Origin of the sequence: Actinoplanes missouriensis 431, assembly GCF_000284295.1 — a bacterium.
Classification (GTDB): Bacteria; Actinomycetota; Actinomycetes; order Mycobacteriales; family Micromonosporaceae; genus Actinoplanes; species Actinoplanes missouriensis.
In genome coordinates this window covers 6181608-6206303 of record NC_017093.1, presented here as the reverse complement: position 1 = coordinate 6206303, position 24696 = coordinate 6181608, and the positions used below count along the sequence as shown (strand labels likewise).

General features: G+C 70.3%; 21 protein-coding genes. 13 read left to right on the top strand and 8 right to left on the bottom strand.

Annotation, left to right across the window (positions count from 1 at the left end; genetic code table 11):
• Positions 1-7 precede the first annotated feature (7 nt).
• Genes AMIS_RS28530 through AMIS_RS28520 form a run of 3 tightly spaced genes read left to right on the top strand, consistent with a single transcriptional unit; the run spans position 8 to position 4064 of the window.
• On the top strand, positions 8-850 hold the full coding sequence (locus AMIS_RS28530) for an MIP/aquaporin family protein (RefSeq protein WP_014445905.1): 843 nt from the start codon (positions 8-10) through the stop codon (positions 848-850).
• Positions 843-2360, top strand: coding sequence for a glycerol kinase GlpK (glpK, locus tag AMIS_RS28525; RefSeq protein WP_014445904.1), 1518 nt, complete (start codon positions 843-845; stop codon positions 2358-2360). Before AMIS_RS28530 ends, glpK begins: the two co-directional genes overlap by 8 nt.
• Positions 2361-4064: a glycerol-3-phosphate dehydrogenase/oxidase gene (locus AMIS_RS28520; RefSeq protein WP_014445903.1), complete on the top strand. Its 1704-nt coding sequence runs from the start codon at positions 2361-2363 to the stop codon at positions 4062-4064.
• Positions 4065-4189: 125 nt separating this feature from the next.
• On the opposite strand, the gene AMIS_RS28515 is transcribed toward AMIS_RS28520, so the two are convergent.
• The 3 genes from AMIS_RS28515 to AMIS_RS28505 form a co-directional block, all read right to left on the bottom strand.
• Complete coding sequence (locus AMIS_RS28515; protein ID WP_014445902.1) at positions 4190-6421, bottom strand: carbohydrate-binding module family 20 domain-containing protein; 2232 nt, start codon at positions 6419-6421, stop codon at positions 4190-4192.
• Positions 6422-6611: 190 nt separating this feature from the next.
• Positions 6612-7499, bottom strand: a complete 888-nt coding sequence (locus AMIS_RS28510; protein ID WP_014445901.1) for a CDP-alcohol phosphatidyltransferase family protein — start codon at positions 7497-7499, stop codon at positions 6612-6614.
• A 179-nt stretch (positions 7500-7678) separates the two neighbouring features.
• Positions 7679-8293 (bottom strand): DUF4360 domain-containing protein, encoded by a 615-nt coding sequence (locus AMIS_RS28505; RefSeq protein WP_014445900.1) that lies wholly within the window; start codon positions 8291-8293, stop codon positions 7679-7681.
• A 249-nt stretch (positions 8294-8542) separates the two neighbouring features.
• On the opposite strand from AMIS_RS28505, the gene AMIS_RS28500 reads away from it, so the two are divergent.
• Positions 8543-8893 (top strand): nuclear transport factor 2 family protein, encoded by a 351-nt coding sequence (locus AMIS_RS28500; RefSeq protein WP_014445899.1) that lies wholly within the window; start codon positions 8543-8545, stop codon positions 8891-8893.
• Here the strand turns inward: AMIS_RS28500 and AMIS_RS28495 are convergent.
• Positions 8880-9764 (bottom strand): PfkB family carbohydrate kinase, encoded by an 885-nt coding sequence (locus tag AMIS_RS28495; protein ID WP_014445898.1) that lies wholly within the window; start codon positions 9762-9764, stop codon positions 8880-8882. The two genes, AMIS_RS28500 and AMIS_RS28495, sit on opposite strands and share 14 nt — an antisense overlap.
• A gap of 803 nt (positions 9765-10567) precedes the next feature.
• Here AMIS_RS28495 and tuf point away from each other — a divergent pair.
• Entirely contained in the window at positions 10568-11758 is a 1191-nt protein-coding gene (gene tuf, locus AMIS_RS28490) for an elongation factor Tu (protein ID WP_014445897.1), read from the top strand.
• 123 nt (positions 11759-11881) lie between these two features.
• Here tuf and AMIS_RS28485 read toward each other — a convergent pair whose 3' ends face one another.
• Genes AMIS_RS28485 through AMIS_RS28475 form a run of 3 tightly spaced genes read right to left on the bottom strand, consistent with a single transcriptional unit; the run spans position 11882 to position 15272 of the window.
• A complete protein-coding gene (locus AMIS_RS28485) occupies positions 11882-14074 on the bottom strand; it encodes a heavy metal translocating P-type ATPase (protein ID WP_231859114.1) in 2193 nt (730 codons plus the stop codon).
• An 11-nt stretch (positions 14075-14085) separates the two neighbouring features.
• Positions 14086-15063 (bottom strand): hypothetical protein, encoded by a 978-nt coding sequence (locus tag AMIS_RS28480; RefSeq protein ID WP_014445895.1) that lies wholly within the window; start codon positions 15061-15063, stop codon positions 14086-14088.
• Positions 15060-15272: a heavy-metal-associated domain-containing protein gene (locus tag AMIS_RS28475; protein ID WP_014445894.1), complete on the bottom strand. Its 213-nt coding sequence runs from the start codon at positions 15270-15272 to the stop codon at positions 15060-15062. The genes AMIS_RS28480 and AMIS_RS28475 overlap by 4 nt, the downstream gene beginning before the upstream one ends.
• A gap of 77 nt (positions 15273-15349) precedes the next feature.
• Here AMIS_RS28475 and AMIS_RS28470 point away from each other — a divergent pair, with 77 nt between their 5' ends.
• Positions 15350-15646: a metal-sensitive transcriptional regulator gene (locus AMIS_RS28470; RefSeq protein WP_041831370.1), complete on the top strand. Its 297-nt coding sequence runs from the start codon at positions 15350-15352 to the stop codon at positions 15644-15646.
• A gap of 670 nt (positions 15647-16316) precedes the next feature.
• Here the strand turns inward: AMIS_RS28470 and AMIS_RS28465 are convergent.
• Complete coding sequence (locus AMIS_RS28465) at positions 16317-17369, bottom strand: XdhC family protein (RefSeq protein WP_014445892.1); 1053 nt, start codon at positions 17367-17369, stop codon at positions 16317-16319.
• A gap of 122 nt (positions 17370-17491) precedes the next feature.
• Between AMIS_RS28465 and AMIS_RS28460 the strand changes: the two genes are divergently transcribed.
• From AMIS_RS28460 to AMIS_RS28430, 7 genes are read left to right on the top strand one after another with little or no spacing between them, the layout of a single operon-like run.
• A complete protein-coding gene (locus AMIS_RS28460) occupies positions 17492-18370 on the top strand; it encodes an FAD binding domain-containing protein (protein ID WP_014445891.1) in 879 nt (292 codons plus the stop codon).
• Positions 18371-18372: 2 nt separating this feature from the next.
• Positions 18373-18855, top strand: a complete 483-nt coding sequence (locus tag AMIS_RS28455; protein WP_014445890.1) for a (2Fe-2S)-binding protein — start codon at positions 18373-18375, stop codon at positions 18853-18855.
• Positions 18852-21245, top strand: coding sequence for an aerobic carbon-monoxide dehydrogenase large subunit (locus tag AMIS_RS28450; RefSeq protein WP_014445889.1), 2394 nt, complete (start codon positions 18852-18854; stop codon positions 21243-21245). The genes AMIS_RS28455 and AMIS_RS28450 overlap by 4 nt, the downstream gene beginning before the upstream one ends.
• A 25-nt stretch (positions 21246-21270) precedes the next feature.
• The gene (locus AMIS_RS28445; protein ID WP_014445888.1) at positions 21271-22272 is read left to right on the top strand and encodes an XdhC family protein; all 1002 of its coding nucleotides are present in this window, start codon (positions 21271-21273) and stop codon (positions 22270-22272) included.
• 5 nt (positions 22273-22277) lie between these two features.
• Entirely contained in the window at positions 22278-22856 is a 579-nt protein-coding gene (locus AMIS_RS28440; protein WP_014445887.1) for a nucleotidyltransferase family protein, read from the top strand.
• Entirely contained in the window at positions 22843-23706 is an 864-nt protein-coding gene (locus AMIS_RS28435; RefSeq protein ID WP_014445886.1) for an AAA family ATPase, read from the top strand. Before AMIS_RS28440 ends, AMIS_RS28435 begins: the two co-directional genes overlap by 14 nt.
• Positions 23703-24671 (top strand): SRPBCC family protein, encoded by a 969-nt coding sequence (locus AMIS_RS28430; protein ID WP_014445885.1) that lies wholly within the window; start codon positions 23703-23705, stop codon positions 24669-24671. Before AMIS_RS28435 ends, AMIS_RS28430 begins: the two co-directional genes overlap by 4 nt.
• Positions 24672-24696 lie beyond the last annotated feature (25 nt).

Here is a 24696-nt window from a genome sequence, read left to right as displayed (position 1 = left end):
AGGGAGCATGGCCACACGTCCCAAGATTCCCGGAATCGCCGGCGAGTTCCTGGCGGAGTTCGCCGGCACGATGATCCTCATTCTCTTCGGTGTGGGCGTGGTGGCGCAGGTCGCCGCCGCCGGCATCGGGGACCACGACAGCATCGCCTGGGCCTGGGGCCTGGGCGTCACGTTCGGCGTCTACGTCGCGGCGCGGATCAGCGGCGCGCACCTCAATCCCGCGGTCACCATCGCGCTCGCGGTCTTCAAGGGCTTCGAGTGGAAGAAGGTGGCGCCGTACATCGTCGCCCAGTTCCTCGGCGCGTTCGTCGCCGCGCTGCTGGTGCGCTGGAACTACACCGAGGCCCTGCACGCGGCGGACCCCGGCCTGACCATCAAGACGCAGGGCGTCTTCTCCACGCTGCCCGGCAACGGGACCCTGCCGTTCAGCGAGTGGGGCGCCTTCCGCGACCAGATCATCGGCACCGCGATCCTGCTGTTCCTGATCCTCGCGGTCACCGATGTGCTCAGCACGCCGCCGCAGGCGAACCTGGCGCCGTTCATCATCGGCCTGATCGTCGTCGGCATCGGCATGGCGTGGGGCACCGCGGCCGGCTACGCGATCAACCCGGCCCGCGACTTCGGTCCGCGCCTGGCAAGTTACCTGACCGGGTACGAGGGCGCGTTCCGAGATCAGACGGGGTATCTCTATTTCTGGGTGCCGATAGTCGCGCCGATCATCGGTGGTGTCCTCGGCGCCGGCCTGTACAAAGTTCTGGTCGGACGCTTCCTGCCCGCGGAGGAGCCTCCGGAGCCGGGCAGGATACCGACACCCCGTGGTGACGAGAACGTGGAGGCACACCGTGGCTGACTTCGTCGGCGCTGTTGATCAGGGAACCACCAGCACCCGTTTCATGATCTTCGACCATGGCGGCAACGAGGTGGCCCGCCACCAGCTCGAGCACGAGCAGATCCTGCCGCAGGCCGGCTGGGTCGAGCACAACCCGATCGAGATCTGGGAACGGACCGTCGCGGTCGTGCGGACCGCCATGCAGAAGGCCAACCTGTCGGCGAGCGACCTGGCCGCGGTCGGGATCACCAACCAGCGGGAGACCACGGTGGTGTGGGACCGCCGGACCGGCCGGCCGTACTACAACGCGATCGTCTGGCAGGACACCCGGACCGACCGGATCGCCTCCGCCCTGGACCGGGACGGGCGCGGTGACGTCATCCGCCGCAAGGCCGGCCTGCCCCCGGCCACCTACTTCTCCGGCGGCAAGATCCAGTGGATCCTGGAGAACGTCGACGGCGTCCGGGAGGCGGCCGAGCGCGGCGACGCGATCTTCGGCAACACCGACAGCTGGCTGATCTGGAACATGACCGGCGGTGTCGACGGCGGCCGGCACGTCACCGACGTGACGAACGCCAGCCGCACCATGCTGATGAACCTGGAGACGCTCGACTGGGACGACGAGCTGCTGTCGTTCTTCGGCGTCCCCCGCCGGATGCTGCCGGAGATCCGGCCGTCGTCCGACCCGGCGGGTTTCGGGGTGGCGCATTCGCCCGGCCCGCTCGGCGGCGACGTGCCGATCACCGGCGACCTCGGCGACCAGCAGGCCGCCACGGTGGGCCAGGTCTGCTTCGCGCCCGGAGAAGCCAAGAACACCTACGGTACGGGCAACTTCATGCTCCTGAACACCGGGACGAACCTGGTGCGCTCGGAGAACGGGCTGCTCACCACGGTCTGCTACAAGTTCGGCGACGCCGCGCCGGTCTACGCCCTGGAGGGCTCGATCGCGGTGACCGGCTCGGCCGTGCAGTGGCTGCGCGACCAGCTGCACCTGATCAACGACGCGGCCCAGAGCGAGACGCTCGCGGCGCAGGTCGCGGACAACGGCGGCGTCTACTTCGTGCCGGCGTTCTCCGGGCTGTTCGCGCCGTACTGGCGCTCCGACGCCCGCGGCGCGATCGTCGGCCTGTCCCGCTACAACACCGGCGCGCACATCGCCCGGGCCACCCTGGAAGCGATCTGCTACCAGACCCGCGACGTGGTCGACGCGATGGCCCAGGACTCCGGCGTCACCCTCGACGTGCTCAAGGTGGACGGCGGGATCACGGTCAACAACCTGTGCATGCAGATCCAGGCGGACGTGCTCGGCGTGCCGGTCAGCCGCCCGGTGGTGGCCGAGACGACCGCGCTGGGCGCCGCGTACGCGGCCGGCCTGGCGGTCGGGTTCTGGAAGTCCACCGACGAGCTGCGGGAGAACTGGAACGAGTCGCAGCGCTGGCAGCCGAACTGGTCGCAGGAACAACGCGAGCAGGGCTTCGGCAAGTGGAAGAAGGCGGTGCAGCGAACCCTCGACTGGGTGGATGTGGACTGAATGATGACTGCCCTTTCTCCGCAGTACCGGGACGACGCCCTGGCCGCGCTGAGCGGTGCCGAGGTCGACGTGCTGGTGATCGGCGGGGGAGTGGTCGGTGCGGGGTGCGCGCTCGACGCGGTCACACGGGGACTGACCGTGGGCCTCGTCGAGGCGCGCGACTTCGCCTCCGGCACCTCCAGCCGCTCCAGCAAGCTGATCCACGGCGGGCTGCGATACCTGGAAATGCTGGATTTCGGGCTGGTGCGTGAGGCGCTGCGGGAGCGGGGACTCATCCTGCAGCGCCTCGCGCCGCACCTGGCCCGCCCGGTCCGGTTCCTCTACCCGCTCAAACACCGAGGCTGGGAGCGGCTCTACGCCGGCGCCGGCGTCACCCTCTACGACGCGATGGCCGCGTCGCAGGCGCTGCCGCACCACCGGCACCTGACCCGGCGCGGCGCGCTCCGGGCCTGCCCGGCGCTGCGCAAGGACTCGCTGGTCGGCGCGCTGCAGTACTACGACGGGCAGCTCGACGACGCCCGGCACACCATGTTCCTGGCGCGCACCGCGGCCGCCTACGGCGCCCACGTCGCGTCGCGCACCGAAGTGGTCGGGTTCCTGCGCGAGGGCGAGAGGGTCACCGGGGTACGGGTCCGCGACCTCGAGCACGACCGGACCCTGGAGATCCGCGCCCAGCAGGTGATCAACGCGACCGGGGTGTGGACCGACGACACCCAGTCCCTGGTCGGCGAACGCGGCCAGTTCCACGTCCGCGCCTCCAAGGGCATCCACCTCGTGGTGCCCCGCGACCGGATCCAGTCCTCGACCGGGCTGATCCTGCGGACCGCCACCAGCGTGCTGTTCGTGATCCCCTGGGGCCGGCACTGGATCGTCGGCACCACCGACACCGACTGGAACCTCGACAAGGCGCACCCGGCCGCGTCCAGCAAGGACATCGACTACCTGCTGGACGAGGTCAACAAGGTGCTCTCCACGCCCCTGGAACGCGCCGACGTGCAGGGCGTCTACGCCGGGCTGCGGCCGCTGCTCTCCGGCGAGTCCGAGTCGACCTCGAAACTGTCCCGGGAGCACTCGGTGGGCAGCCCGGTGCCGGGACTGGTCGTGGTCGGCGGGGGCAAGTACACGACGTACCGGGTGATGGCCCGGGACGCCGTGGACGCGTGCGTGCACAGCCTGGCCCGCTCGGTGCCGCGCTGCGTGACGGACCGGGTGCCGCTGCTCGGCGCGGACGGGTACCCGGCGCTGTGGAACCGGCGCGGGCTGCTCGCCGCGTCGTCCGGGCTGCACGTGGCACGCGTCGAACACCTCCTCGGCCGGTACGGCTCGCTGATCACCGAGGTGCTCGACCTGATAGCCGCCGACCCGGACCTGGGCCGCCCGATCGAGGGCGCCGAGGATTATCTGCGAGCCGAGTTCGTCTACGCGGCGGCTGCCGAGGGCGCCCGGCACCTGGTGGACGTGCTCACCCGCCGTACCCGGATCTCCATCGAGACGTTCGACCGGGGTGTCGTGGCGGCGCCGGACGCGGCCGAGCTGATGGGACGGGTGCTGGGGTGGACACCCGAACAGCGCGAACGGGAGGTGGAGCACTACCGCCTGCGCGTCGAGGCGGAACGGGCGTCCCAGGAACAGCAGGACGACGAGACAGCGGACGCGGCCCGGCTCGGCGCCCCGGACGTGGTCCCGGTCCGCCTCGGATTCTGACGTCGAGATGATCGGACGGTCGAAGAGATCAAGGAGAGCGGCGTGCTGAAGGCGACCCTCGGGACCTTCACGCTGAGGAAGTGACGGTCGCCCCTCGTGTTTGTCCGGGGGGCGACCGCTCCGGATCACTTCCAGGTGTCGGTTGTGGTGTAGGTGGTGGAGGTCCCGGTGGTGTAGGACCGGTTGCTGCCGGACTCCCAGGTGACGGTTCCGGAGGCGTCCTTCTTGATGTACTTGTACTGGAACGTGGTGTTCTGCGGGACCGCGACCGGGCGGCTCCAGGCCGGGTACGACGTGGCGGCGAGCGGGATGGCGTTGGCCGGGTTCCAGGCGCCGAGCGAGTCGATCGAGCCGACCACGTAGACGTTCTGGCCGGCGCTCGTCGTGGCGGTCTCGGTGAAGGTCACGGTGGTGGCGTTCGCGACGTTCCAGCTGTTGGTGAACGTGACCGGGGACGTGCCGGTGGAGGCCGCTCGGTTGGCGGTGCTCTCCCAGGTGACGGTTCCGGAGGCGTCCTTCTTGATGTACTTGTATTCGAACGACGTGCCGGACGGGACCGCGACCGTGGAGCTCCAGACCGGGTACCCGGTGGCGGACAGCTTGACGGCGTTCGCGGTGTTCCAGCTGCCCAGGGCGGCGTTCGAGCCCACCACGTAGACGTCGGTCCCGGTGGTCGTGGTGGCGTAGACGTTGAACGTCGCGGCGACCGTGCCGGTGCCGGCGCTCGCGCTCGGGCTGACGCTCGCGCTCGGGCTGACGCTCACGCTGGGGCTGACGCTCACGCTGGGGCTGACACTCGTGCTCGGGCTGGCGCTCGCGCTGGCCGACGGCGACGCGGTGGTGCCCCGCTTCGCGTTCACGTCGACGGCGACCGCGCCGTTCGCCGGGATGGTGATCGACGCGGTGCCGCCGGAGACCGTGATCGACGTGCCGGCGCAGGTGCCGCCGCTCGTCACTCCGCCGGTGATCCGGTCACAGTAGGCGCCGTCCGCCAGGCCGGTCCGGTACGTCGCGGTGGAGGCGCTGCCGGAGCGGTTCACGCCGAACCAGCCCAGGTTGCCGCGGCTGAAACCGATCACGTTGCTCGCGGTGCCGGTCCAGTTCGAGACGGTGCTGACCGACTGGGTGGCGTTGCGCCAGCCGACCATGCCCTTGACGCCGGTGCTCTGGGTGAGGCACTGCCAGGCGCCGTTCGCGCAGTTCGTTCCGGTGACGAAACCCCTGGAGTCCGAGGGCGGTGACGCGCCGGTCGCCGACGTGGAGAACGCGAAACCGTCGTAGACGAACGGCTGGCCGTACGGGTAGGCGAGCAGGAAGTAGTTGGCCAGGACGTAGGGGCTGCCGTCCTGGTAGCGCAGCGTCGAACCGTCCCGCTCCAGGTCGTGGTTGGTGACCATGGCCGCGGTCAGGGCGCTGGACGCGTCCAGGCTCCAGGAACCGATGCCGGCGAGGTTGCTGAGCGTGCCGTTCGCGAACTGGGACTTCAGCCCGTAGGCGTAGGAGAACCCGAGCACGTCGCCGTTCGGCGTGTAGGAGGACGGCGAGACCCCGCCGGGGAAGATCTCCTGAGCGATGTACGGGGCCTTGCCCTCCGCGGTCGTGGTGGCGAGCTGCCCGCGGATCGCGCTGAAGTCGCCGATCGAGACGTGCTTCGCCGCGTCGATCCGGAAGCCGTCCACGCCGTACCCGATGAGCTTGTTCAAGAATCCGGCGATCTTGGTACGCACCGAGGAGTCCTGGGTCTTCAGATCGGAGAGCGAGAGCAGTTCACAGTTGGTGATCTCGTTGATGTCGTTCCAGTTGTCGATGACACCGTCTTCGTCGTTGCAGTACCCGTCGTTCGGGTGGTGGAAGTCGTTGTACGAGTACGGCACCGACGGGTAGCTGTATCCGGACGGGCTGAACGTGGACCCGCCGTACGTCGTGGTCTGGGTGTTGTTCGCGCCGGCCATGTGGTTGACCACCGCGTCGACGTAGACCCGGACGCCGGCGTTGTGGCAGGCCGTGACCATGTCGGTGAAGTCGGTCCGGTTGCCGAGCCGGCCCGCGATCTCGTACGACGTGGGCTGGTAGACCTCCCACCAGGGGTGCGCGCCGTCGCTGGAGGAGGAGAGGCTGACCGAGTCCTGGGGTGGGGCGACCTGAACCGCGCCGTAGCCGGCCGGGCCGAGGTGGTCGGTGCAGGCCGCCGCGACGGAGTCGAAGTTCCACTGCCAGAGGTTCGCGGTGACGTCGCTGTTGTTGAGGGTCACGGCGGCCGAGGCCGTGGTCGGCAGCGTGACGGCGGTGAGGATGCCGGCTGCCGCGGTGAGGGCCGTGAGGGATCCGACGAGGAGGCTACGGGATCTCGTTCGCATGGGGACGCCTTCTGCTGAGGAAGGGGAACGCGAGGACGGGGGGCGCAAGTTCTTTCAGGGCACGGGTACGTGGTGAAAGTTCTTGCAGGTTGTTTCAGCAAGTTACCAACTTGTATCCGTCGCGTAAAGAGTCGTCCGCGGACACGGCAGCGCCCCGGCGGGAACCGCCGGGGCGCTGTGCACGGTGGGGTCAGACGAGCGCGGGCGCCGAGTTCTCCAGCTTCGCGAGCCGCCGGTTGAACGTCTTCGTGGTGGTCCAGAGCTTGAAGACGAGCAGCGCCTCGAAGGCGAGCAGCAGCACCGAGGAGACGACCGTGGTCACCACGATCTGGCCGATCACCGGGCCGATGATGAAGACGAACATCATGAACTCGATGCCGCTGAAGACGTGCGCCCGGATCCGCTGGCGCAGCAGGAAGTTCCGGATCCGGACGAAGAGGCCGAACCTCGTCCGGAAGTCGCCGTGCACGTCGACCGCCGCCTGGGCGGGGTCCGCGTCGGGATAGGCCGGCGCCGCCTCGTCGCTCTCCTCGACGTACGTCGGGTTCGTCGTTCCGGCCGCCACGGCCGCGGCGAGCAACCGGTCCTTCATCGTCAGCTTGACCTTGGACATCTGCAGCGCGTTCAGGTACCGGAACATGTCCACGAAGATGACGAGCGTCGCCAGCACCGGGTAGATCGCGTCCTCGGTGCGCAGGTACTGCCCGCCGAAGAGACCGACGGCGCAGGCCAGCACCCGCAGGCGGTCGAAGACGTAGTCGAGCCACGTGCCGAAGAGCGAACCCGTCCCGTTCAGCCGGGCGATCTTGCCGTCCATGCAGTCCAGCACGAAGCTCAGGTGGTACAGCACCGCGCCGGCGAGCAGCCAGGTGTAGTCCTGCTGCCAGAAACAGGCGGCCGAGCCGAGGCCGACGAGGAAGGCCCCGAAGGTCAGCCGGTTCGGGGTGACCCAGCGCCACGGTGCCACCAGCCAGACCAGCCGGGAGGCGAGCGGGTCAACCAGCCAGACGGTCCACCACGCGTCCCTGCGCTTGTAGGTGCGCTCGCGAATCGTCGCGAGCGTCGGTCGTTGTGCCATACCGTGTCTCCACCGAGGGGCCGCAGGAATGTGAACAGGCGGCGGCGGTGGTCTTGACGGTCACCAAGCAACATATGTACATATCGAGACCCCCGCGCTCGGGAGCCATGATGTATGAAGTCGCGGAGAGTATCCAGCCCGCGCGGGGGGATTTCCGTCTCAGCTACGCTCAGTGACTGTCAGCACCGTTTCCAGGCAACGTGATAGGTCGTCTCCAGGTCGCCGTCGATGGAGTCCATGGCGACCCAGTTGGTGACCGACCGGTCGGCGTTCGCCGGGTCGACCTTGAGTTCGGTGTTCACGCTCAGATACCGTTTGTTGTCGCAGTCGAGGAATGACATCGACTCCACCGGGACCCGGTCGCTGTGCTGCCACTCGTCCGCCAGGTAACCGACCAGCTCGTGTTTGATCTCCGTGGTGTGCGATTCGCCCTGGAAGTAGTAGAACGCGCTTTCCGTCGCGGTCACGCCCTTCTGCAGGTTGGCATATCCGCGATAGTCGACGCCGGCCACCGCGTAGGTGTAACCGTCCGGCACCAGCACGTTCAGGAGAAGCTGACAATTCTTTCGTACGTCGGTGGCCGCGGTCTCCGGGCCCACCTGCGCGACGAATTTGCTGTAGGAGACCGTGAACGCCTTGTTGTCCGGCGACACGATCACTTCGGCGCTCCCCGGCGGGCAGCCGGTGCCGTTCGTCTTCACCACGTCGATCACCATTTCGGTGGTGGGCGGGGGCGCGGCCGGCGCGGTCAGCGAGGACACGGCCATGGCTCCTGCGGTCAGTGCGTTCAGCATGCGAAGCTCCTTCGTCTCGGACGGCGGAAAAGGCGCTTCAAAACGTACGATCGCGGGGGAAGAAGGCGCAGCGAATAGCGCAACTGAAACGCTTGCCGGTGTCTCGCTCAGCTGTTTTATTGACCGACCGGCGCAGCGCGCCCGGACGTCCGGGCAGACCTGACCGAAACGCCGGACATGGTCGGCCGATCAATGGTAGGCATGCGGTCGCTGTCGACAGGACTCGACCACCGATGCCAATGTTGAGGCATGACTGACATCGATGAGGCGGAGATCAACAAAGCGAGGTTCCTGGAGGCGTTCGGCCGGTTCGCGCAAGGCGACACCGCCGTCCTGTTCGAGATTCTGCGCGAGGATTTCGTCTCGCACACCCCGGGCGCGCCGGCCGGCCGGGACGCCTGGATCGAGTTCATCAAGGGCTCGCCGATCGCCACCGCGGAGATCGAGATCCAGCACGTGCTCGCGGAGGACCAGCTCGTCGTCATGCACTACTTCCTGACCGCCGGCGAGGTGCGCGAGGCGGTCGTGGACCTGTGGCGGTTCGAGGAGGGCCTGATCGTCGAGCACTGGTCGGTGACCGAGATGCTCACCCCCGCCTGAGCCGGGAGAGATCCGGGCGTCCACCCGGATGGCCCACCGTGGCGCCGGCCGCCGCCACCGCGAACCGGCCGGCCTCCACCGGAGGCATCCCCCGCAGCAGGCCCACGGTTAGCGCCGCGGTGAGCGCGTCCCCGGCGCCCGTGGTGTCCACCACCTTCTCGTCGGTGAGCGGGATGAACTCCTCGCCGTCCGCCCACCGGACCAGGTTCCCGTCCGAGCGCCCGAGCATCAGCAGCGGGCCGCCCGTCCCGCCCAGCGTCTCGGCTCCCGTCCCGCCCGGCGCCTCGACGCTCACGTCGCCGAGGGACTCGGCCTCGTGCTCGTCGGCGCGGATCACGTCGGCGAGTTTCAGCAGCTCGTCGCGCTCGGCCTCGGGCAGCTCCCCGTCCAGGACCACCAGCGCGCCGCCCGCGCGGGCGTGCCGGGCAGCGGCGAGCGCGGCGGGTCCGGGCTGCTGCAACTGCACCAGGACGGCGTCGGCCGACCGCAGCGTGGGCGCCGCCGCGTCCACGTCGGCCTCGGTGAGCAGCACCCCGTCCGGCAGGTGCTGCAGGTAACGCCAGCCACCGGACGCGTCGAGCGCCTCCACGATCAACCCGGTCTCGGTGCCCGGCCGGCAGATCACGTGACCGACGTCGATCCCGTCCCGGCGGGCCTGCTCGATCAGCTCCTCGCCGACCCGGTCGTCGCCGCGCACCGCGACCAGCACCGGCCGCGCGCCGAGCTGCGCCAGGGCGACGGCCTGATTGGCGCCCTTGCCGCCGAGCATCTCCCGGCGCAGCCGGGCGTCCGCCGAGGTGCCGGTCTCCGGCATCTCGTCCACGAGCAGGACCAGGTCTCGGGCCAGCTGGCCGGTCACGACGACGTTCATGGTCCTACAGCTACCCGCGCGCGGCCGGCCGACACCACCGACATCAGCCGCATCTCGCTGTCCCGGCCCCGGCGTCACCACGGCCCGGGCGTCGCTCTGTGGCTCCCGCGCGAGTTCACCGGGCGGATCGAAAACCCAGGTGCGCAGTCAAGCCGATCGCCTCACCAGGCCGAAGCCGAGATCAACTCAAGCGACGTGGCAGCGGGCGCTCGCGAGCCGTAGCCCAGGCAGGCAAAACGGTCGGGAAGCCTGCGCCGGCGACGGCTGGCGTCCGCGAGCCGTCGTCCGCACAGGTAAAACGGCCGGGAAGCCTGCGCCGGCTACGGCTCGCGGGTCGGTGACCGGAATTCCCCACGGATCGCGGCATTCGCGTCTGCGTGTTGGGGTGCGGGGCGGAGCGCACCCGGAATCCACGCGCTGATGGGTGGGCGGGACGGGCGCGGGGTGACCATGCACCGGTCGCCGGCGGACGCGCAGCGGCCCGGTGGCGGCAGGTGGTCGCGTGTCAGCCGGGGGACGGGGCGGTGGGTTCGGGGGCGGTGTCGCCCGTACCGGAAAATGGGTCGCCGGGGGTTGGCGGGCGAGCTACAGTCCCAGCCATGTTCTTCGCGCCCGGTCTGCAGCTGCCCTCTGTGGTGGCTCCCGTGCGCCCGCACGTCTTCGCTGATTCGCGAGTCTGACCCTTCCCCATCGGCAGCAGGACCCGGGGGAGGGTGTCTGCACGCTGCGCGGTTCTGGCGCGCCCCGGGTGGCATCGGGGCTCGTGACACCCCACGCCTCGCATCCAGTGAGGAAGCAGAACGATGGCCAAGAGCCAGTTTGTCCGGACCAAGCCGCATCTCAACATCGGGACGATGGGGCACGTCGACCATGGCAAGACGACGCTGACGGCGGCGATCACCAAGGTTCTCGCCGAGCGCGACCCGGCAACCAACCGGTATGTCGCGTTCGAGGGGATCGACCGGGCGCCGGAGGAGGCGGCCCGCGGGATCACCATCACGATCGCGCACGTCGAGTACGAGACCGCGACCCGGCACTACGCGCACGTGGACATGCCCGGCCACGCCGACTACGTGAAGAACATGATCACGGGGGCGGCGCAGGTGGACGGGGCGATCCTCGTCGTGTCGGCGCAGGACGGGTCGATGCCGCAGACGCGGGAGCACGTGCTGCTCGCGCAGCGGGTCGGCGTGCCGTACCTGGTGGTCGCGCTCAACAAGGCGGACGCGGTGGACGACCCGGAGCTGCTCGACCTGGTCGAGCTGGAGGTCCGGGAGCTGCTGTCGGAGTACGGATTCCCCGGTGACGAGGTTCCGGTGATCCCGGTGAGCGCCCTGCGCGCGCTGGAGGGCGACCCGCGGTGGACGAGGTCGATCGTGGAGCTGCTCGACGCCGTGGACGAGTACATCCCGATTCCGCCCCGTGAGCTCGGTGAGCCGTTCCTGATGCCGATCGAGAACGTGCTGTCGATCAGCGGGCGGGGCACCGTCGTCACCGGAAAGGTCGAGCGCGGCACGCTGCGGGCCGGTTCGCCGGTGGAGATCGTGGGCCTCGGTGACACGGTGAGCAGCGTCGCCACCGGGCTGGAGACGTTCGGGAAGATCCTGGAGTCGGCGGAGGCCGGTGACAACGCGGCGATCCTGCTCCGCGGGGTCAAGCGCGAGCAGGTGCAGCGCGGCCAGGTGGTCGCGGCGCCGGGTTCGGTGCTTGCGCACCGCAGGTTCCAGGCCCGGATGTACGCGTTGACGGCCGCCGAGGGTGGCCGGCACACCCCGTTCGAGCAGCACTACCGGCCGCAGTTCTACCTGCACACGACGGACGTGTCGGGTGGGATCGACCTGGGTGACCGTGACCTGGTGATGCCGGGTGACACGCTGGACGCGGTGACGGTCACGCTGGGTAAGGCGGTGGCGCTGGAGCCGGGGATGGGGTTCGCGGTCCGTGAGGGCAACCGCACGGTGGCCGCGGGGACCGTGACGGCCGTGCTGGACTGACGGCCGGGCCGGGCCGGGCGTGCTGGACTAGCGGCCGGCCCGGCCGAACCGGGCTGGACTGACGGCGGCGGCCCGCGCGATCTTGGACTCTTGTGTCGGGATCGTGCGGGCCGCGTCGCTGTGTCAGGTGGCTGCGGCGAAGCGCCTCAGGCGGAGGCTGTTCGCCACCACGAACACCGAACTGAACGCCATCGCCGCCCCCGCGATCATCGGGTTGAGCAGGCCGGCCGCCGCGAGCGGGAGAGCCGCCACGTTGTAGGCGAACGCCCAGAACAGGTTGCCCTTGATGATCCGCAGGGTGCGGCGGGACAGCCGGATCGCGTCGACGGCGGCGGACAGGTCACCGCGTACCAGGGTGAGGTCGGACGCCTCGATCGCCACGTCGGTGCCGGTGCCCATCGCCAGGCCCAGGTCGGCCTGCGCCAGGGCGGCGGCGTCGTTCACCCCGTCACCGGCCATCGCCACGACCCGGCCCTCGGACTGCAGGCGCTTCACCGTCTCCACCTTGTCGGCGGGCAGCACCCCGGCGATCACCTCGTCGATGCCGACCTCGGCGGCGACCGCGCGGGCGACCGTCTCGTTGTCACCGGTCAGCAGGATCGGGCGCAGGCCCAGCGCGCGCAGGCGGGCGATCGCGTCGCGGCTGGTGGGCTTCACCGCGTCGGCGACCGAGAGGACACCCCGGGCCGCGCCGTCCCAGCCGGCCACGATCGCGGTACGGCCGGCTGCCTCCTCGGCGGCCACGGCGTCCTCGACCTCGGCCGGGATCGTCAGGCCCTCACGCCGGAGCAGGGCCACCCGGCCCGCCACGAGCTCGCGGCCGGCGACGCTGGCCCGTACCCCCAGGCCCTCGAAGCTGGTGAAACCACTCACCGGAAGGTGATCGCCGCACCCGGAGGCGATCGCGGCAGCGATCGGGTGTTCCGACGCGGACTCGGCAGAGGCCGCGAGGTGCAGCAGCTCGTCGCGGTCCTGGCCGGCGGCGGGGAGCACCGCGGCGAGCGTCATCCGGCCGGTGGTGACGGTTCCGGTCTTGTCCAGGACGATCGTGTCGGCGCGGCGGGTGGACTCCAGCACCTCGGGACCCTTGATCAGGATGCCGAGCTGGGCGCCGCGACCGGTTCCGACCAGCAGGGCCGTCGGTGTCGCCAGGCCGAGCGCGCACGGGCACGCGATGATCAGCACGGCCACGGCGGCGGTGAACGCGGCCGTCCAGCCGGACCCGGTGCCGAACCACCAGCCCAGCGTCGCCGCCGCGAGACCGATCACGATCGGCACGAAGACCCCGGAGATCCGGTCGGCGAGCCGCTGCACCTCCGCCTTGCCGGACTGCGCCTCCTCGACCAGACGGGCCATCTGCGCGAGCTGGGTGTCGGCGCCGACCCGGGTGGCACGGACGATCAGCCGGCCGCCCGCGTTCACCGTCGCGCCGGCGACCGTCGCCCCGGGCTCCACCTCGACCGGGACGCTCTCGCCGGTCAGCATGCTCATGTCGACGGCCGAGGAGCCGTCCTCCACGACCCCGTCCGTGGCGATCTTCTCGCCGGGGCGGACGACGAACCGGTCACCCACCGCCAGCTGCGCCACCGGGATCCGGCTCTCCGCGCCGCCGCGCAGGACCGTGACCTCCTTGGCGCCCAGCTCCAGCAGCGCCCGCAGCGCCGCGCCGGCGCGCCGCTTGGAACGGGACTCGAAATAGCGGCCGGCCAGCAGGAACGTGGTGACGCCGGTGGCCGCCTCCAGGTAGATGTTGCCGGCGCCGTCACTGCGCTCGATGGCGATCCGGAACGGGTGCGTCATGCCCGGCTCGCCGGCGGTGCCGAAGAACAGGGCCCATAGGGACCAGCCGAACGCGGCCAGAGTGCCGAGCGAGATCAGCGTGTCCATGGTGGCGGCGCCATGGCGGAGATTGACGGCGGCAGCCTTGTGGAAGGGCCAGCCGCCGTAGACGACCACCGGGGCGGCGAGGGTCAGCGAGGCCCATTGCCAGTAGGTGAACTGCCAGGCCGGGACCATGGCGAGGAGGATGACCGGGACGCTGAGGGCGGCGGAGACCCAGAGGCGGGTGGCCAGCGGGTCCGCCTTTTCCGAGTTTTGATCGACTTCCTGCTGCTTCTCGGCGGCGGTGTAGCCGGTCTTCTCCACGGTCGCGATCAGGTCGGCCGGGGTGACCGGGCCGTCGACGGTCACCGTGGCCTTCTCGGTGGCGTAGTTGACCGTGGCGGTCACGCCGTCCATCCGATTCAGCTTCTTCTCGATGCGGGCCGCGCAGGACGCGCAGGTCATCCCGCCGATGGTGAGCTCTATCCGGTTCATGACGGGGGTCCTCATTTGCGCGTGTGACCGGTGTCGGCGGTGAACTCGGCGGTGTGCACGTTTCCGTCGTGCTGGAAGTCCAGGTAGAGACGGTAGACCCCGTCGGACGGGACCTCCGCGTGGAAGGCCAGCTCGTCCGGGTCGGCCGGGTGCACGTGCAGGTAGGCGAGGTCGCCCTCGCGCAGCGCGACAAGGTGGCCGCGAGCTCCCAGGTAGGGCTCCGGCGTGATCGCGGCGCCTCCCCGGGTGATCGTGAACCGGGGATCGTGGAGGTCACCGCCGAGGGTGACCCGGTAGCCGTCCACGTCGGCGGTGCGCTCCGGATGGGGGAGCAGCGCCGGCTGGTAGTTGCCGGGCGCCGGGACGTCGACGCCGAGGGTGAGGTCGTGGCCGACCGTCACGAAGTCGGCGAAGACGCGGTACTGGCCGGGTGCGCCCGCCCTCAGCGGGATCGTCCAGGTGCCGTCCGGTTTCCGGGTGGGGTGGACGTGCTGGTAGTGGGCGAGGTCGCGGCGGACCACGATGAGGTGCAGGTCCTTGTCGTGCTCGGTGGTGTAGTCGGTGACGGGACGGTTGTCCGGGCCGAGGATGCGGAACTCGAACGGGGTGGGTTCGGTCGTGGAGAGGGTGGTGGTCAGCGGGGCGAGGCGGTAGCCGTCCTGGACGGTCTGCAGTCCGGCCGGGGTGGCGGCGGCCTCCGTGGCGGGGTCACCGTGTGCCGCGGTCGCGCTTGGCCCGGGGTCACCGTGTGCCGCGGTCGCGCTTGGCCCGGGGTCACCGTGTGCCGCGGTCGCGCTCGGCCCGGGGTCACCGTGTGTTGCCGTCGCGCCCGGCGCGGGGTCACCGTGGGCTGCCGTGTGTGCCGGGGCTGCGGCTTCGGGTTTGTCCGGTGAGGTGTCCGGTCCGAGAGCCTTTCCCGCGCCCGCCGACACCCCGAAGATCACCACCAGTCCGGCGGCGTAGGCGCCCAGTCGCACCGATGTCCTCACGGCGTCACCCCCAGCTCATACCCTGCCTCGTCCACCGCGGCGGCGACGGCGTCCCGGTCGAGCGCCTCCGTGCTCGTCACGACGACGGTTCCGGAAGCGAGTTCGACCCGGACATCGGTGACCCCGGCTATCCGGCCGAGCTCGGCGCTGACCGAGTTCGCACAGTGGTCGCAGGTCATTCCGGTCACGGAGTAGGTCGTGGTCTGCATGGCCCCAGCGTACACATACCCGGTAGGGGTATGGCAAGCCGCATTCGATACCCCTGGGGGGTTGTAGCATGGTGTCCATGACCAACCCGGCTCCGACGCGCGGCTACACGGCCACCAAGGACAACCTGCAATCCCGGCTGCGCCGCATCGAAGGCCAGGTCCGAGGCATCGAGCGCATGGTCGAGGACGACCGCTACTGCATCGACATCCTCACCCAGATCTCCGCGATCCAGGCCGCCCTCGACAAGGTCGCGCTCGGCCTCCTCGATGGGCACGCCCGCCACTGCATGCACGAGGGGGCCCAGGAGGGCCGCGCCGACGAGATGGCGTCCGAGTTGATGGCCGCGGTCGGTCGCCTGATGAAGAGAGGCTGAACCCCCAGGGGGTACGGCCGGACCGTCCGCTGGCGTGGATGAGGTCACACGCAACGGCTGTGCCGCGGGGGTGAGGTCACACGCAACGGCTGTGCCGCGGGGGTGAGGTCACACGCAACGCCGGTGCCGCGGGGATGGGGATCAGGTCACACGCAACGCTTGCGCCGCGGGGATCAGGTCACACGCAACGCTTGTGTGGCGTTTCATCAACGCCAGGGCCGGGATGGAAGCACACGAACCGTTTCGGTGCGACCTCATCGCGGTCGGCGCGAGCTTCGGTGTGCTGCCGCCCTCGCGACAGAGCCGTATCGTGAGCCGCCACCCTCGCACGAGCCCACCGTGAGCCGCCCTGCCGTTCACCACCCGAACGGGAGATCAACCCAGCCCGAGTGGCATCACGCGCACGCCAGCCGTAGCCGGCGCCGGCTTCCCGGCCGTTTTTACCTGCGCGCACTACGGCTCCCGCACGCCAGCCGTAGCCGACGCAGGTTTCCCAGCCGTTTTGCCTGCCTGAGCTACGGCTCGCGAGCGCCCTCACGCCACTTCGCTTGAGTTGGTCTCGGCTTTGGCCGGGTGCGGCGATCGGCAGGGGGCGGATCTTGGTCGCTGCGCGGAGCCCCCGGATCGGCCAGCCGGTGCGGAGATCGCCGGCGGGTAGTGGGATGGGTGGTCAGGCGCCGTGGATGGGCGCGGTCAGGTCGGTCAGCGGCGCCCCGGAACCGCCCCAGGACAGGGCGACGATCTCGGCGGCGATAGCCACCGCTGTCTCCTCCGGGGTTCGGGCGCCCAGGTCCAGGCCGATCGGGGCGCGCAGCCGTGACAGGGCCGCCTCGGAGACGCCGGCCTCGCGGAGCCGGGCCAGGCGGTCCTCGCAGGTGCGGCGGCTGCCCATCGCCCCGATGTACCGGGCGGGGGTATGCAGGGCGACCTGCAGCAGCGGGATGTCGAACTTCGGGTCGTGGGTGAGGACGCACAGCACGGTGCGCTCGTCGACCTCGGTGGACTCCAGGTACCGGTGGGGCCACTCGACCACGATCTCGTCGGCCTCGGGGAAGCGGGCCGGGGTGGCGAAGACGCCGCGCGCGTCGCAGACCGTGACCTGGTAGCCGAGGAACTTGCCGATCCGGGCGACCGCGGCCGCGAAGTCGATGGCACCGAAGACGATCATGCGGGCCGGGGCCGCGTAGGACTGGACGAAGACCTCGCGCTCGCAGGCCTGCACGATCGCCGAACGGCCGTGCGCGAGGAGGCCAGCCGCCTGCTGAGCGGCCTGCCTGTCCAGCTCCGCGTCCCCCAGGGTCCCCTCTGCCGGCCCGGCCGGCCAGACGACCAGCTGCGCGTCGGGGACGGTCACGGTGGCGACCGGGCGGCCCGCGGCGACGGCGTCCAGCACCTCGTCGATCGCGGTGAGCGCCGCGGCCGGCTGGATCATCACCTCGATCGTGCCGCCACAGGTCAGTCCTGCTTCCAGGGCGTCGCCGTCGCTCACCCCGTACACCTGGGTCTGTGCTTTTCCGGTTTGCAGGACCTCCTGCGCGGCGGCGTAGACCGCGCCCTCGACGCAGCCGCCGGAGACGCTGCCGATGACCTCGCCGGACGCGTTGACGGCCATCGCGGCACCCGGTCGGCGAGGTGCCGATCGCCACGTGTTGACGACCGTGGCCAGGGCGAACTCGGTGCCCGAGGCGCGCCACGCGAGCAGCCCGTCGACGATGTCCCGCATCCGGAAAACGATCCGCGATCTTCACGGGAGAGTCAAACGCTAGTTAAGAGATCCCTTAGGTCACTGTTGACATTGGACCTGACCCGCGCGAGGGTTCGGCGCGAATTCGCGGGAGGTGCAGGGTGCAGGTGCCGGCTCCGTTCGAGTACGAACGTGCCACGAGCGTAGATCAAGCCATTGGACTGCTGGAGCGACTCGGAAGCTCAGCGAGGCTGGTGGCCGGCGGCCACAGCCTGCTGCCGATGATGAAGCTGCGGCTGGCGAACTTCGAATATCTCATCGACATCAACGATCTGCACGGCGAGCTGGGATACATCCGGCGCAGCGGTGACGAGGTACGGATCGGCGCCATGACCCGGCACCGTGAGCTGCTGGAGTCGGACGCGCTGGCGCAGGTGCTCCCGATCTTCCGGGACGCGGAACGGGTGATCGCCGACCCGATCGTGCGCAACCGGGGCACGCTGGGCGGCTCGCTCTGCCAGGCGGATCCCTCGGAGGACCTGTCGGCGGTGTGCACGACGCTGGACGCGAGCTGCGTGATCCGTGGTCCCGGCGGGACCGAGCGCGTGGTCGGCATGGAGGAGTTCCACGTCGGCCCGTACGAGACGGCCGTCGCGGACAACGAGATCCTCACCGAGATCCGCATTCCGGTTAAGGCGGATAAGTCGGGCAGCGCCTACGCCAAGGTCGAGCGGCGTGCGGGCGACTGGGCCGTGGTGAGTGCCGGTGCGGCCATCTGGCTGGGCGCGGACAACCGGATCACCGACGCCCGCGTCGGCCTCGCGGCCGTCGGGCCGAACACCACCGGCATCCCGGAGATCTCGGCGGCGCTGCGCGGCCAGGAGCCGGCCGAGGCCCTCTACGAGCTGGCCGGCGCGATCGCCGCGCGCAGCTGCGATCCGGCGACCGACACGCGCGGCACCGCCGACTACAAGCGCCACCTGGCGGACGAGCTGACCCGGCGCACGCTGCGCAAGGCTGTGGAACGGGCGAGGAGCTGAGCATGCAGGTCACCGTGACCGTGAACGGTGTCGAGTACACCAAGGAGATCGAGGGCCGGCTGCTGCTCGTGCACTTCCTGCGCGACACGCTCGGCCTGACCGGCACGCACTGGGGCTGCGACACCAGCAACTGCGGCACCTGCGTGGTCTGGATGGACGGCGAGCCGGTCAAGTCGTGCACCGTGCTGGCCGCGATGGCGGGCGGGCGCGAGGTCCGTACCGTCGAGGGTCTTGCCAACGGCGCCGAGCTGGACCCGATCCAGGAGGGCTTCCGGCAGTGCCACGGCCTGCAGTGCGGTTTCTGCACGCCGGGCATGCTGATGACCTGCCGGCACCTGCTCGACAACAACCCCGACCCGACCGAGGGCGAGATCCGCGAGGCCATCTCGGGTCAGATCTGCCGATGCACCGGATACTCCTCGATCGTTCGCTCGGTCCGCTGGACGGCCGTGCATGAGGCTGAGGCGAAGGCGGCCGCGAAATGACCGATCTGCAGGACAAGCGCGAGACGGTTTTCGAGGACAACGACCAGAAGCCGGTCGGCTTCGGCCGGATGCTCCGCAAGGAGGACGCCCGGCTGCTGCGCGGCCGCGGCCGGTTCGTCGACGACGTGCAGCTGCCCGGCATGCTGCACCTGGCGATCCTGCGCTCGCCGTTCGCCCACGCGAACATCGTCAGCATCGACACCAGCGCGGCCGAGGCGGCGCCCGGTGTGAAGGCCGTGGTCACCGGCGAGACGCTCAAGGGCCTGGGCCTGGCGTGGATGCCGACCCTCTCCAACGACGTGCAGGCCGTGCTCGCCACCGACAAGGTGCGCTTCCAAGGCCAGGAGGTGGCGTTCGTCGTCGCCGAGGACAGGTACCTGGCCCGGGACGCCCTCGAACTGATCGACGTCGAGTACGACGTGCTCGACCCGGTGATCGATGTGCGGAAAGCATTAGAAAAAGACGCCCCGATCATCCGCACCGACCTCGAGGGCAAGAACGACAACCACGTCTTCGACTGGGAGACCGGCGACGAGGAGGAGACGAACCGCGTCTTCGCCGAGGCGGACGTGATCGTCAAGGAGGACATCGTCTACCCGCGGGTCCATCCGGCCCCGATGGAGACCTGCGGCTCGGTCGCCGACTTCGACCCGGTCGAGGGCAAGCTGCGGCTCTGGTCGACCACCCAGGCGCCGCACGCGCACCGGACGCTCTACGCGATCGTGGCCGGCCTGCCCGAACACAAGATCCAGGTGATCGCCCCGGACATCGGCGGCGGCTTCGGCAACAAGGTGCCGATCTACCCGGGTTACGTGCACAGCATCGTCGGTTCCATCGTCACCGGCAAGCCGGTGAAGTGGATGGAGGACCGCTCGGAGAACCTGATCAGCACCGGCTTCGCGCGGGACTACATCATGCGCGCGGAGATCGCGGCGACGGCCGAGGGCAAGATCCTGGCGATCCGGACCAACGTGCTCGCCGACCACGGCGCGTTCAACGGCACGGCCGCCCCGGTGAAGTACCCGGCCGGGTTCTTCGGTGTCTTCACCGGCAGCTACGACCTGTTGGCCGCGCATTGCAAGATGACCGCGGTCTACACGAACAAGGCGCCCGGCGGTGTCGCGTACGCCTGCTCGTTCCGCATCACCGAGGCCGTCTACCTCGTCGAGCGGATCGTCGACGTGCTCGCCTACGAGCTGCAGATGGACCCGGCCGAGCTGCGGCTGAAGAACTTCATCCAGCCCGACCAGTTCCCGTACACCACGAAGACCGGCTGGGTGTACGACTCCGGCGACTACGAGCCGACCATGCGCCTCGCCATGGAGATGGCCGGGTACGAGGAGCTGCGCAAGGAGCAGGCCCTCAAACGCGCCAAGGGCGAGCTTATGGGCATCGGCATCTCGTTCTTCACCGAGGCGGTCGGCGCCGGCCCGCGCAAAAACATGGACATCCTCGGACTGGGCATGGCCGACGGCTGCGAGCTGCGGGTCCACCCGACCGGCAAGGCCGTGGTGCGGCTCTCGGTGAAGACCCAGGGCCAGGGCCACGAGACGACCTTCGCGCAGATCATCGCGGAGGAGCTGGGCATCCCGCCGGCGGACATCGACGTGGTGCACGGCGACACCGACAACACGCCGTTCGGCCTCGGCACGTACGGCAGCCGCTCCACCCCGGTCTCAGGCGCGGCGGCCGCCCTGGTGGCCCGCAAGGTCCGGGACAAGGCGAAGCTGATCGCCTCGGCGATGCTGGAGGTGTCGGTCGCCGACATCGAGTGGGTCAAGGGATCGTTCCGGGTCTTGGGCGACCCCGGCAAGTCGGTGACGATCCAGGACATCGCGATGCGGGCGCACGGCGCGGGCGACCTCCCGGACGGCATGGAGGGTGGCCTGGAGGCGCAGATCTGCTACAACCCGTCGAACCTGACCTACCCGCACGGGGCGTACATCTGCGTGGTCGACGTCGACCCGGGCACCGCCGAGGTGAAGGTCCGCCGCTTCATCGCGGTGGACGACTGCGGCACCCGGATCAACCCGATGATCATCGAGGGCCAGGTGCACGGCGGTCTCACCGACGGCGTCGGCATGGCGCTGATGGAGATGATCTCGTTCGACTCCGACGGCAACTGCCTCGGCGCCTCGCTGATGGACTACCTGATCCCGACCGCCCTCGAGACGCCCGACTGGGAGACCGGCTTCACGGTCACCCCGTCGCCGCACCACCCCATCGGCGCGAAGGGCGTGGGGGAGTCGGCCACGGTCGGCTCGCCGCCGGCGATCGTCAACGCGGTCGTCGACGCGCTCAAGCCGTTCGGCATCCGGCACGCCGACATGCCGCTCACCCCGTCCCGGGTGTGGGACGCGATGCGCGGCCAGGCGACCCCGCCGATCTGAGAAACGAGGAAACAGGGAGCGATTGATGACGACGAGCACCGCCGAGCGGGCGCGACAGCTGGCCGACGCACGGAGACCGTTCGTACACGCGACGGTGGTCCGCGCCCAGGAGCCGACCTCGGCGCGCGCCGGTGACGACGCGGTGATCCTGGCCGACGGTTCCATCGAGGGATTCGTCGGCGGGTCCTGTGCGGAGACGTCGGTGCGGGCCGCCGCGATGGGCACGCTGCGCGACGGCAACACCGTGCTGCTGCGGGTGCTGCCGGAGGACGCGGCGGACTTCCCGGAGACGCCCGGCGCGCTCGTCGTCGTCAATCCCTGCCACAGCGGGGGAGCGATCGAGATCTTTCTGCGTCCGGTGCTGCCGAAACCGCTCGTCGCGGTCGACGGAAACACACCCATCGGTACGGCGGTCGCGGAACTCGCCACCTTCCTGGACTTCGAAATCGCCCCGCCGGGCGCCTATGCTGGCGTGACCGCGGCTGTCGTGGCCGGGCTGGGCCGCGACGAGGAGCGCGCGATCCGCGGTGCGCTGGACGCCGGTGTCGGCCTGATCGCGCTGGTCGCCAGCCACAAGCGGGCGGCCGTGGTGCTCGACGCCATGGAGCTGAGCGAGGACGAGCGGGAGCGGATCCGCCCGCACGCCGGGCTCGACATCGGTGCCCGTAACCCGAAGGAAATCGCTCTTGCCGTGCTCGCGGAGATCGTCCGTGAGATGCGGGTCGGCGGTCTCGCCGCCGCGAGGAAGGCGGCTTCCAGCCACGCGGCGACGCATGGGGAGGCCGCGGCGCTCGCCAAGGAGCCCGAGTTCGTGGCCGGGCCGACGCTGCTGATCGGGCCGGCCGCGGTGGGGAGGCCGGCCGCGGTGGGGACGCCGGCCGGGGTGGAGACGCCCGCCGCCACCGCGATCGACCCGATCTGCGGGATGACCGTGACGATCGGGCCGGACACGCCGCACGGTGTGGTGGATGGCGAGGACTACTGGTTCTGCTGCCCCGGCTGTCTGAAAAAGTTCACGGCGGCCTGACCAGGATGACAGTCACCGGGCTGGTACTCGCCGCCGGCGGCTCGAAGCGCCTCGGCGAGCCCAAGCAGCTGCTGCCGTTCCGCGGCCGCACGCTGCTCGACGCCACCCTCGACATGGCCCGGGCCTGCGGGTTCGACGAACTTCTGGTCACCCTGGGCGGTTCGGCCGAGGCCGTCCGGGCCCAGGTCGACCTCTCCGGGGTACGGGTGATCGAGAACCCCGCGTTCGCCAGCGGGTGCGGGTCCTCGGTCCGGTCGGCGGTCCCCCACCTGGGCGACGCGGACCGGCTGGTCCTGCTCCTCGGTGACCAGCCCGGCATCCGCCCGTCCGACGTGCGCCGGGTCGCCGCCGTACCCACACCGATCGGGATCTGCCGGTACACCGACGGCCTCGGCCACCCGTTCCTGTTCCGCCGCGAGACCTTCGGCGAGCTCACCGGCCTGCACGGTGACAAGGCGGTGTGGAAGCTGCTGCACGCGGGCTCGTATCCGGTGACCGAAGTGGACGCCGGGGGTACGGTGCCGATCGATGTGGACACCCGGGAAGACTATGAGCGGCTGCTGAGGTCCTGTGAACAATCCTGACGAGGTCGTCCAGCGGCTCGACGACGTGAACTACCTGGTCGACGACGGGCTCGCGATGGCGATCTTCCTGTCGATGCGGCTCGGCAAGCCGCTGCTGCTCGAAGGTGAGCCGGGCGTCGGCAAGACCGCTGCCGCCAAGGCCCTGGCGCAGGCGCTCGACACGCCGTTCATCCGCCTGCAGTGTTACGAGGGCCTGACCGCCGGCGAGGCCCTCTACGAGTGGAACTACCAGCGGCAGCTGCTGCACATCCGGCTCGCCGAGGCGCAGGGCTCGTCGATCCGCGACGCCGACCTGTTCACCGCCGACTTCCTGCAGGAGCGGCCGATCCTGCGCGCGGTCCGGCACGCCGGACCGACCCCGCCGGTGCTGCTGATCGACGAGATCGACCGGGCCGACGACGAGTTCGAGGCGCTGCTCTTCGAGTTCCTCGGCGAGGCCGCGATCACCATCCCGGAGCTGGGCACGTTCGCCGCCACCCGGCCGCCGATCGTGGTGCTCACCTCGAACCGCAGCCGCGACCTGCACGACGCGCTGCGCCGCCGCTGCCTCTACCACTGGATCGAGTTCCCGGCTGCCGAACGCGCCGCCGCCATCGTGCGCCGTGCGGTCCCCGGCGCGTCCGCCCCGCTGATCCGCAACGCCACCGAGTTCATCGGCCGGGTGCGCCGGCTCGACCTGGACAAGGCGCCCGGCCTCGCCGAAACCATCGACTGGGTGTCCGCCCTCGCCGCGCTCGGGGTGACCGAGCTGGCCGGCGCGGACGTCCTGCGCACCCTCGGCACGATCGCCAAGACCCCCGACGACCGTGAACTGGTCGCCGGAGCCGCTTCCCAGGAGACCCGCTCATGAAGATCAATAACGAGTTCGTCGTGCACATCCCGATCGACCGGGCCTGGCGGGTGCTCACCGACCTTCCGGGCATCGCCCCGTGCATGCCCGGCGCCCAGCTCACCGGCGTGGAGGGCGACGTCTACAAGGGCCGGGTCAAGGTCAAGGTGGGCCCGGTGATCTCCGATTTCACCGGCACCGCGCAGTTCACCGCGAAGGACGACGACGCCTACCGCGCGGTGATCGACGCGAAGGGCCGCGACGCCCGGTCCGCGGGCAACGCGGCGGCCGTGGTGACCGCGTGGCTGGCCCCGTCGGGCGAGGACAGCACGCAGGTCAACGTCGAGACCGACCTGAGGATCAGCGGCAAGCTGGCCCAGTTCGGCAGCGGCATGATCAAGGAGGTGTCGGGCAAGCTGCTCGCCCAGTTCGTAGCCAACCTGGAGAAGAAACTGGCCGCCGGCGAGGAGTCCCCCGAGCCCGCCGCCGCGCCGGCTTCGCCCGCCGCTCCCACGACCGGATCGGATGCCGCCCTCACCACCGGATCGGATGCCGCTCCGTCGGCAGGGGCCGACGCCGCTCCCTCCGCTGCCGCCGTCGAGACCGCGCCGGCCACCGCGGTGGCCCTGGGCGGGGTCGCCCCTGCCGCGCCCGGAAGCAGCATCTCCGACATTTCGGAAATGTCGGACGCGGCGGTGCCGGATCCGTCCGCCGGGACCGTGGAGCCTGCCGCCGGCCGCACCGAGGTCGCCGCCGGCACCCCGGATCCGATTGCTCCGCTCAACGTTCCCAGCGCCGAGCTGGCCGGCGGCGCCCCGGCCTCGTCTCCGGCGCCGGCCGCCGAGCGGAAGATCGAGTCGGCGGAGCCGGAGGCGCTCGATCTGCTGGAGGTGGCCGGCGGATCGATCTACAAGCGGGCCATCCCGGTCGTCATCGGCGTCGCCGTGGCCGCCGCCGTGATCGTCTGGGCCGTCGCCCGCCCTTGACGCCGCCGTGACCGCCGATGACGCC

Excerpts from the sequence above, each read along its gene's own strand:
- tuf (WP_014445897.1), top strand. The coding sequence starts at position 10,568 with ATGGCCAAGAGCCAGTTTGTCCGGACCAAGCCGCATCTCAACATCGGG.
- AMIS_RS28485 (WP_231859114.1), bottom strand. The coding sequence starts at position 14,074 with ATGAACCGGATAGAGCTCACCATCGGCGGGATGACCTGCGCGTCCTGC.
- AMIS_RS28430 (WP_014445885.1), top strand. The coding sequence starts at position 23,703 with ATGAAGATCAATAACGAGTTCGTCGTGCACATCCCGATCGACCGGGCC.
- AMIS_RS28530 (WP_014445905.1), top strand. The coding sequence starts at position 8 with ATGGCCACACGTCCCAAGATTCCCGGAATCGCCGGCGAGTTCCTGGCG.
- AMIS_RS28520 (WP_014445903.1), top strand. The coding sequence starts at position 2,361 with ATGATGACTGCCCTTTCTCCGCAGTACCGGGACGACGCCCTGGCCGCG.
- AMIS_RS28450 (WP_014445889.1), top strand. The coding sequence starts at position 18,852 with ATGACCGATCTGCAGGACAAGCGCGAGACGGTTTTCGAGGACAACGAC.
- AMIS_RS28465 (WP_014445892.1), bottom strand. The coding sequence starts at position 17,369 with ATGCGGGACATCGTCGACGGGCTGCTCGCGTGGCGCGCCTCGGGCACC.
- AMIS_RS28475 (WP_014445894.1), bottom strand. The coding sequence starts at position 15,272 with ATGCAGACCACGACCTACTCCGTGACCGGAATGACCTGCGACCACTGT.
- AMIS_RS28500 (WP_014445899.1), top strand. The coding sequence starts at position 8,543 with ATGACTGACATCGATGAGGCGGAGATCAACAAAGCGAGGTTCCTGGAG.
- AMIS_RS28505 (WP_014445900.1), bottom strand. The coding sequence starts at position 8,293 with ATGCTGAACGCACTGACCGCAGGAGCCATGGCCGTGTCCTCGCTGACC.
- AMIS_RS28455 (WP_014445890.1), top strand. The coding sequence starts at position 18,373 with ATGCAGGTCACCGTGACCGTGAACGGTGTCGAGTACACCAAGGAGATC.
- AMIS_RS28445 (WP_014445888.1), top strand. The coding sequence starts at position 21,271 with ATGACGACGAGCACCGCCGAGCGGGCGCGACAGCTGGCCGACGCACGG.
- AMIS_RS28515 (WP_014445902.1), bottom strand. The coding sequence starts at position 6,421 with ATGCGAACGAGATCCCGTAGCCTCCTCGTCGGATCCCTCACGGCCCTC.
- AMIS_RS28495 (WP_014445898.1), bottom strand. The coding sequence starts at position 9,764 with ATGAACGTCGTCGTGACCGGCCAGCTGGCCCGAGACCTGGTCCTGCTC.
- AMIS_RS28440 (WP_014445887.1), top strand. The coding sequence starts at position 22,278 with ATGACAGTCACCGGGCTGGTACTCGCCGCCGGCGGCTCGAAGCGCCTC.
- AMIS_RS28510 (WP_014445901.1), bottom strand. The coding sequence starts at position 7,499 with ATGGCACAACGACCGACGCTCGCGACGATTCGCGAGCGCACCTACAAG.
- AMIS_RS28470 (WP_041831370.1), top strand. The coding sequence starts at position 15,350 with ATGACCAACCCGGCTCCGACGCGCGGCTACACGGCCACCAAGGACAAC.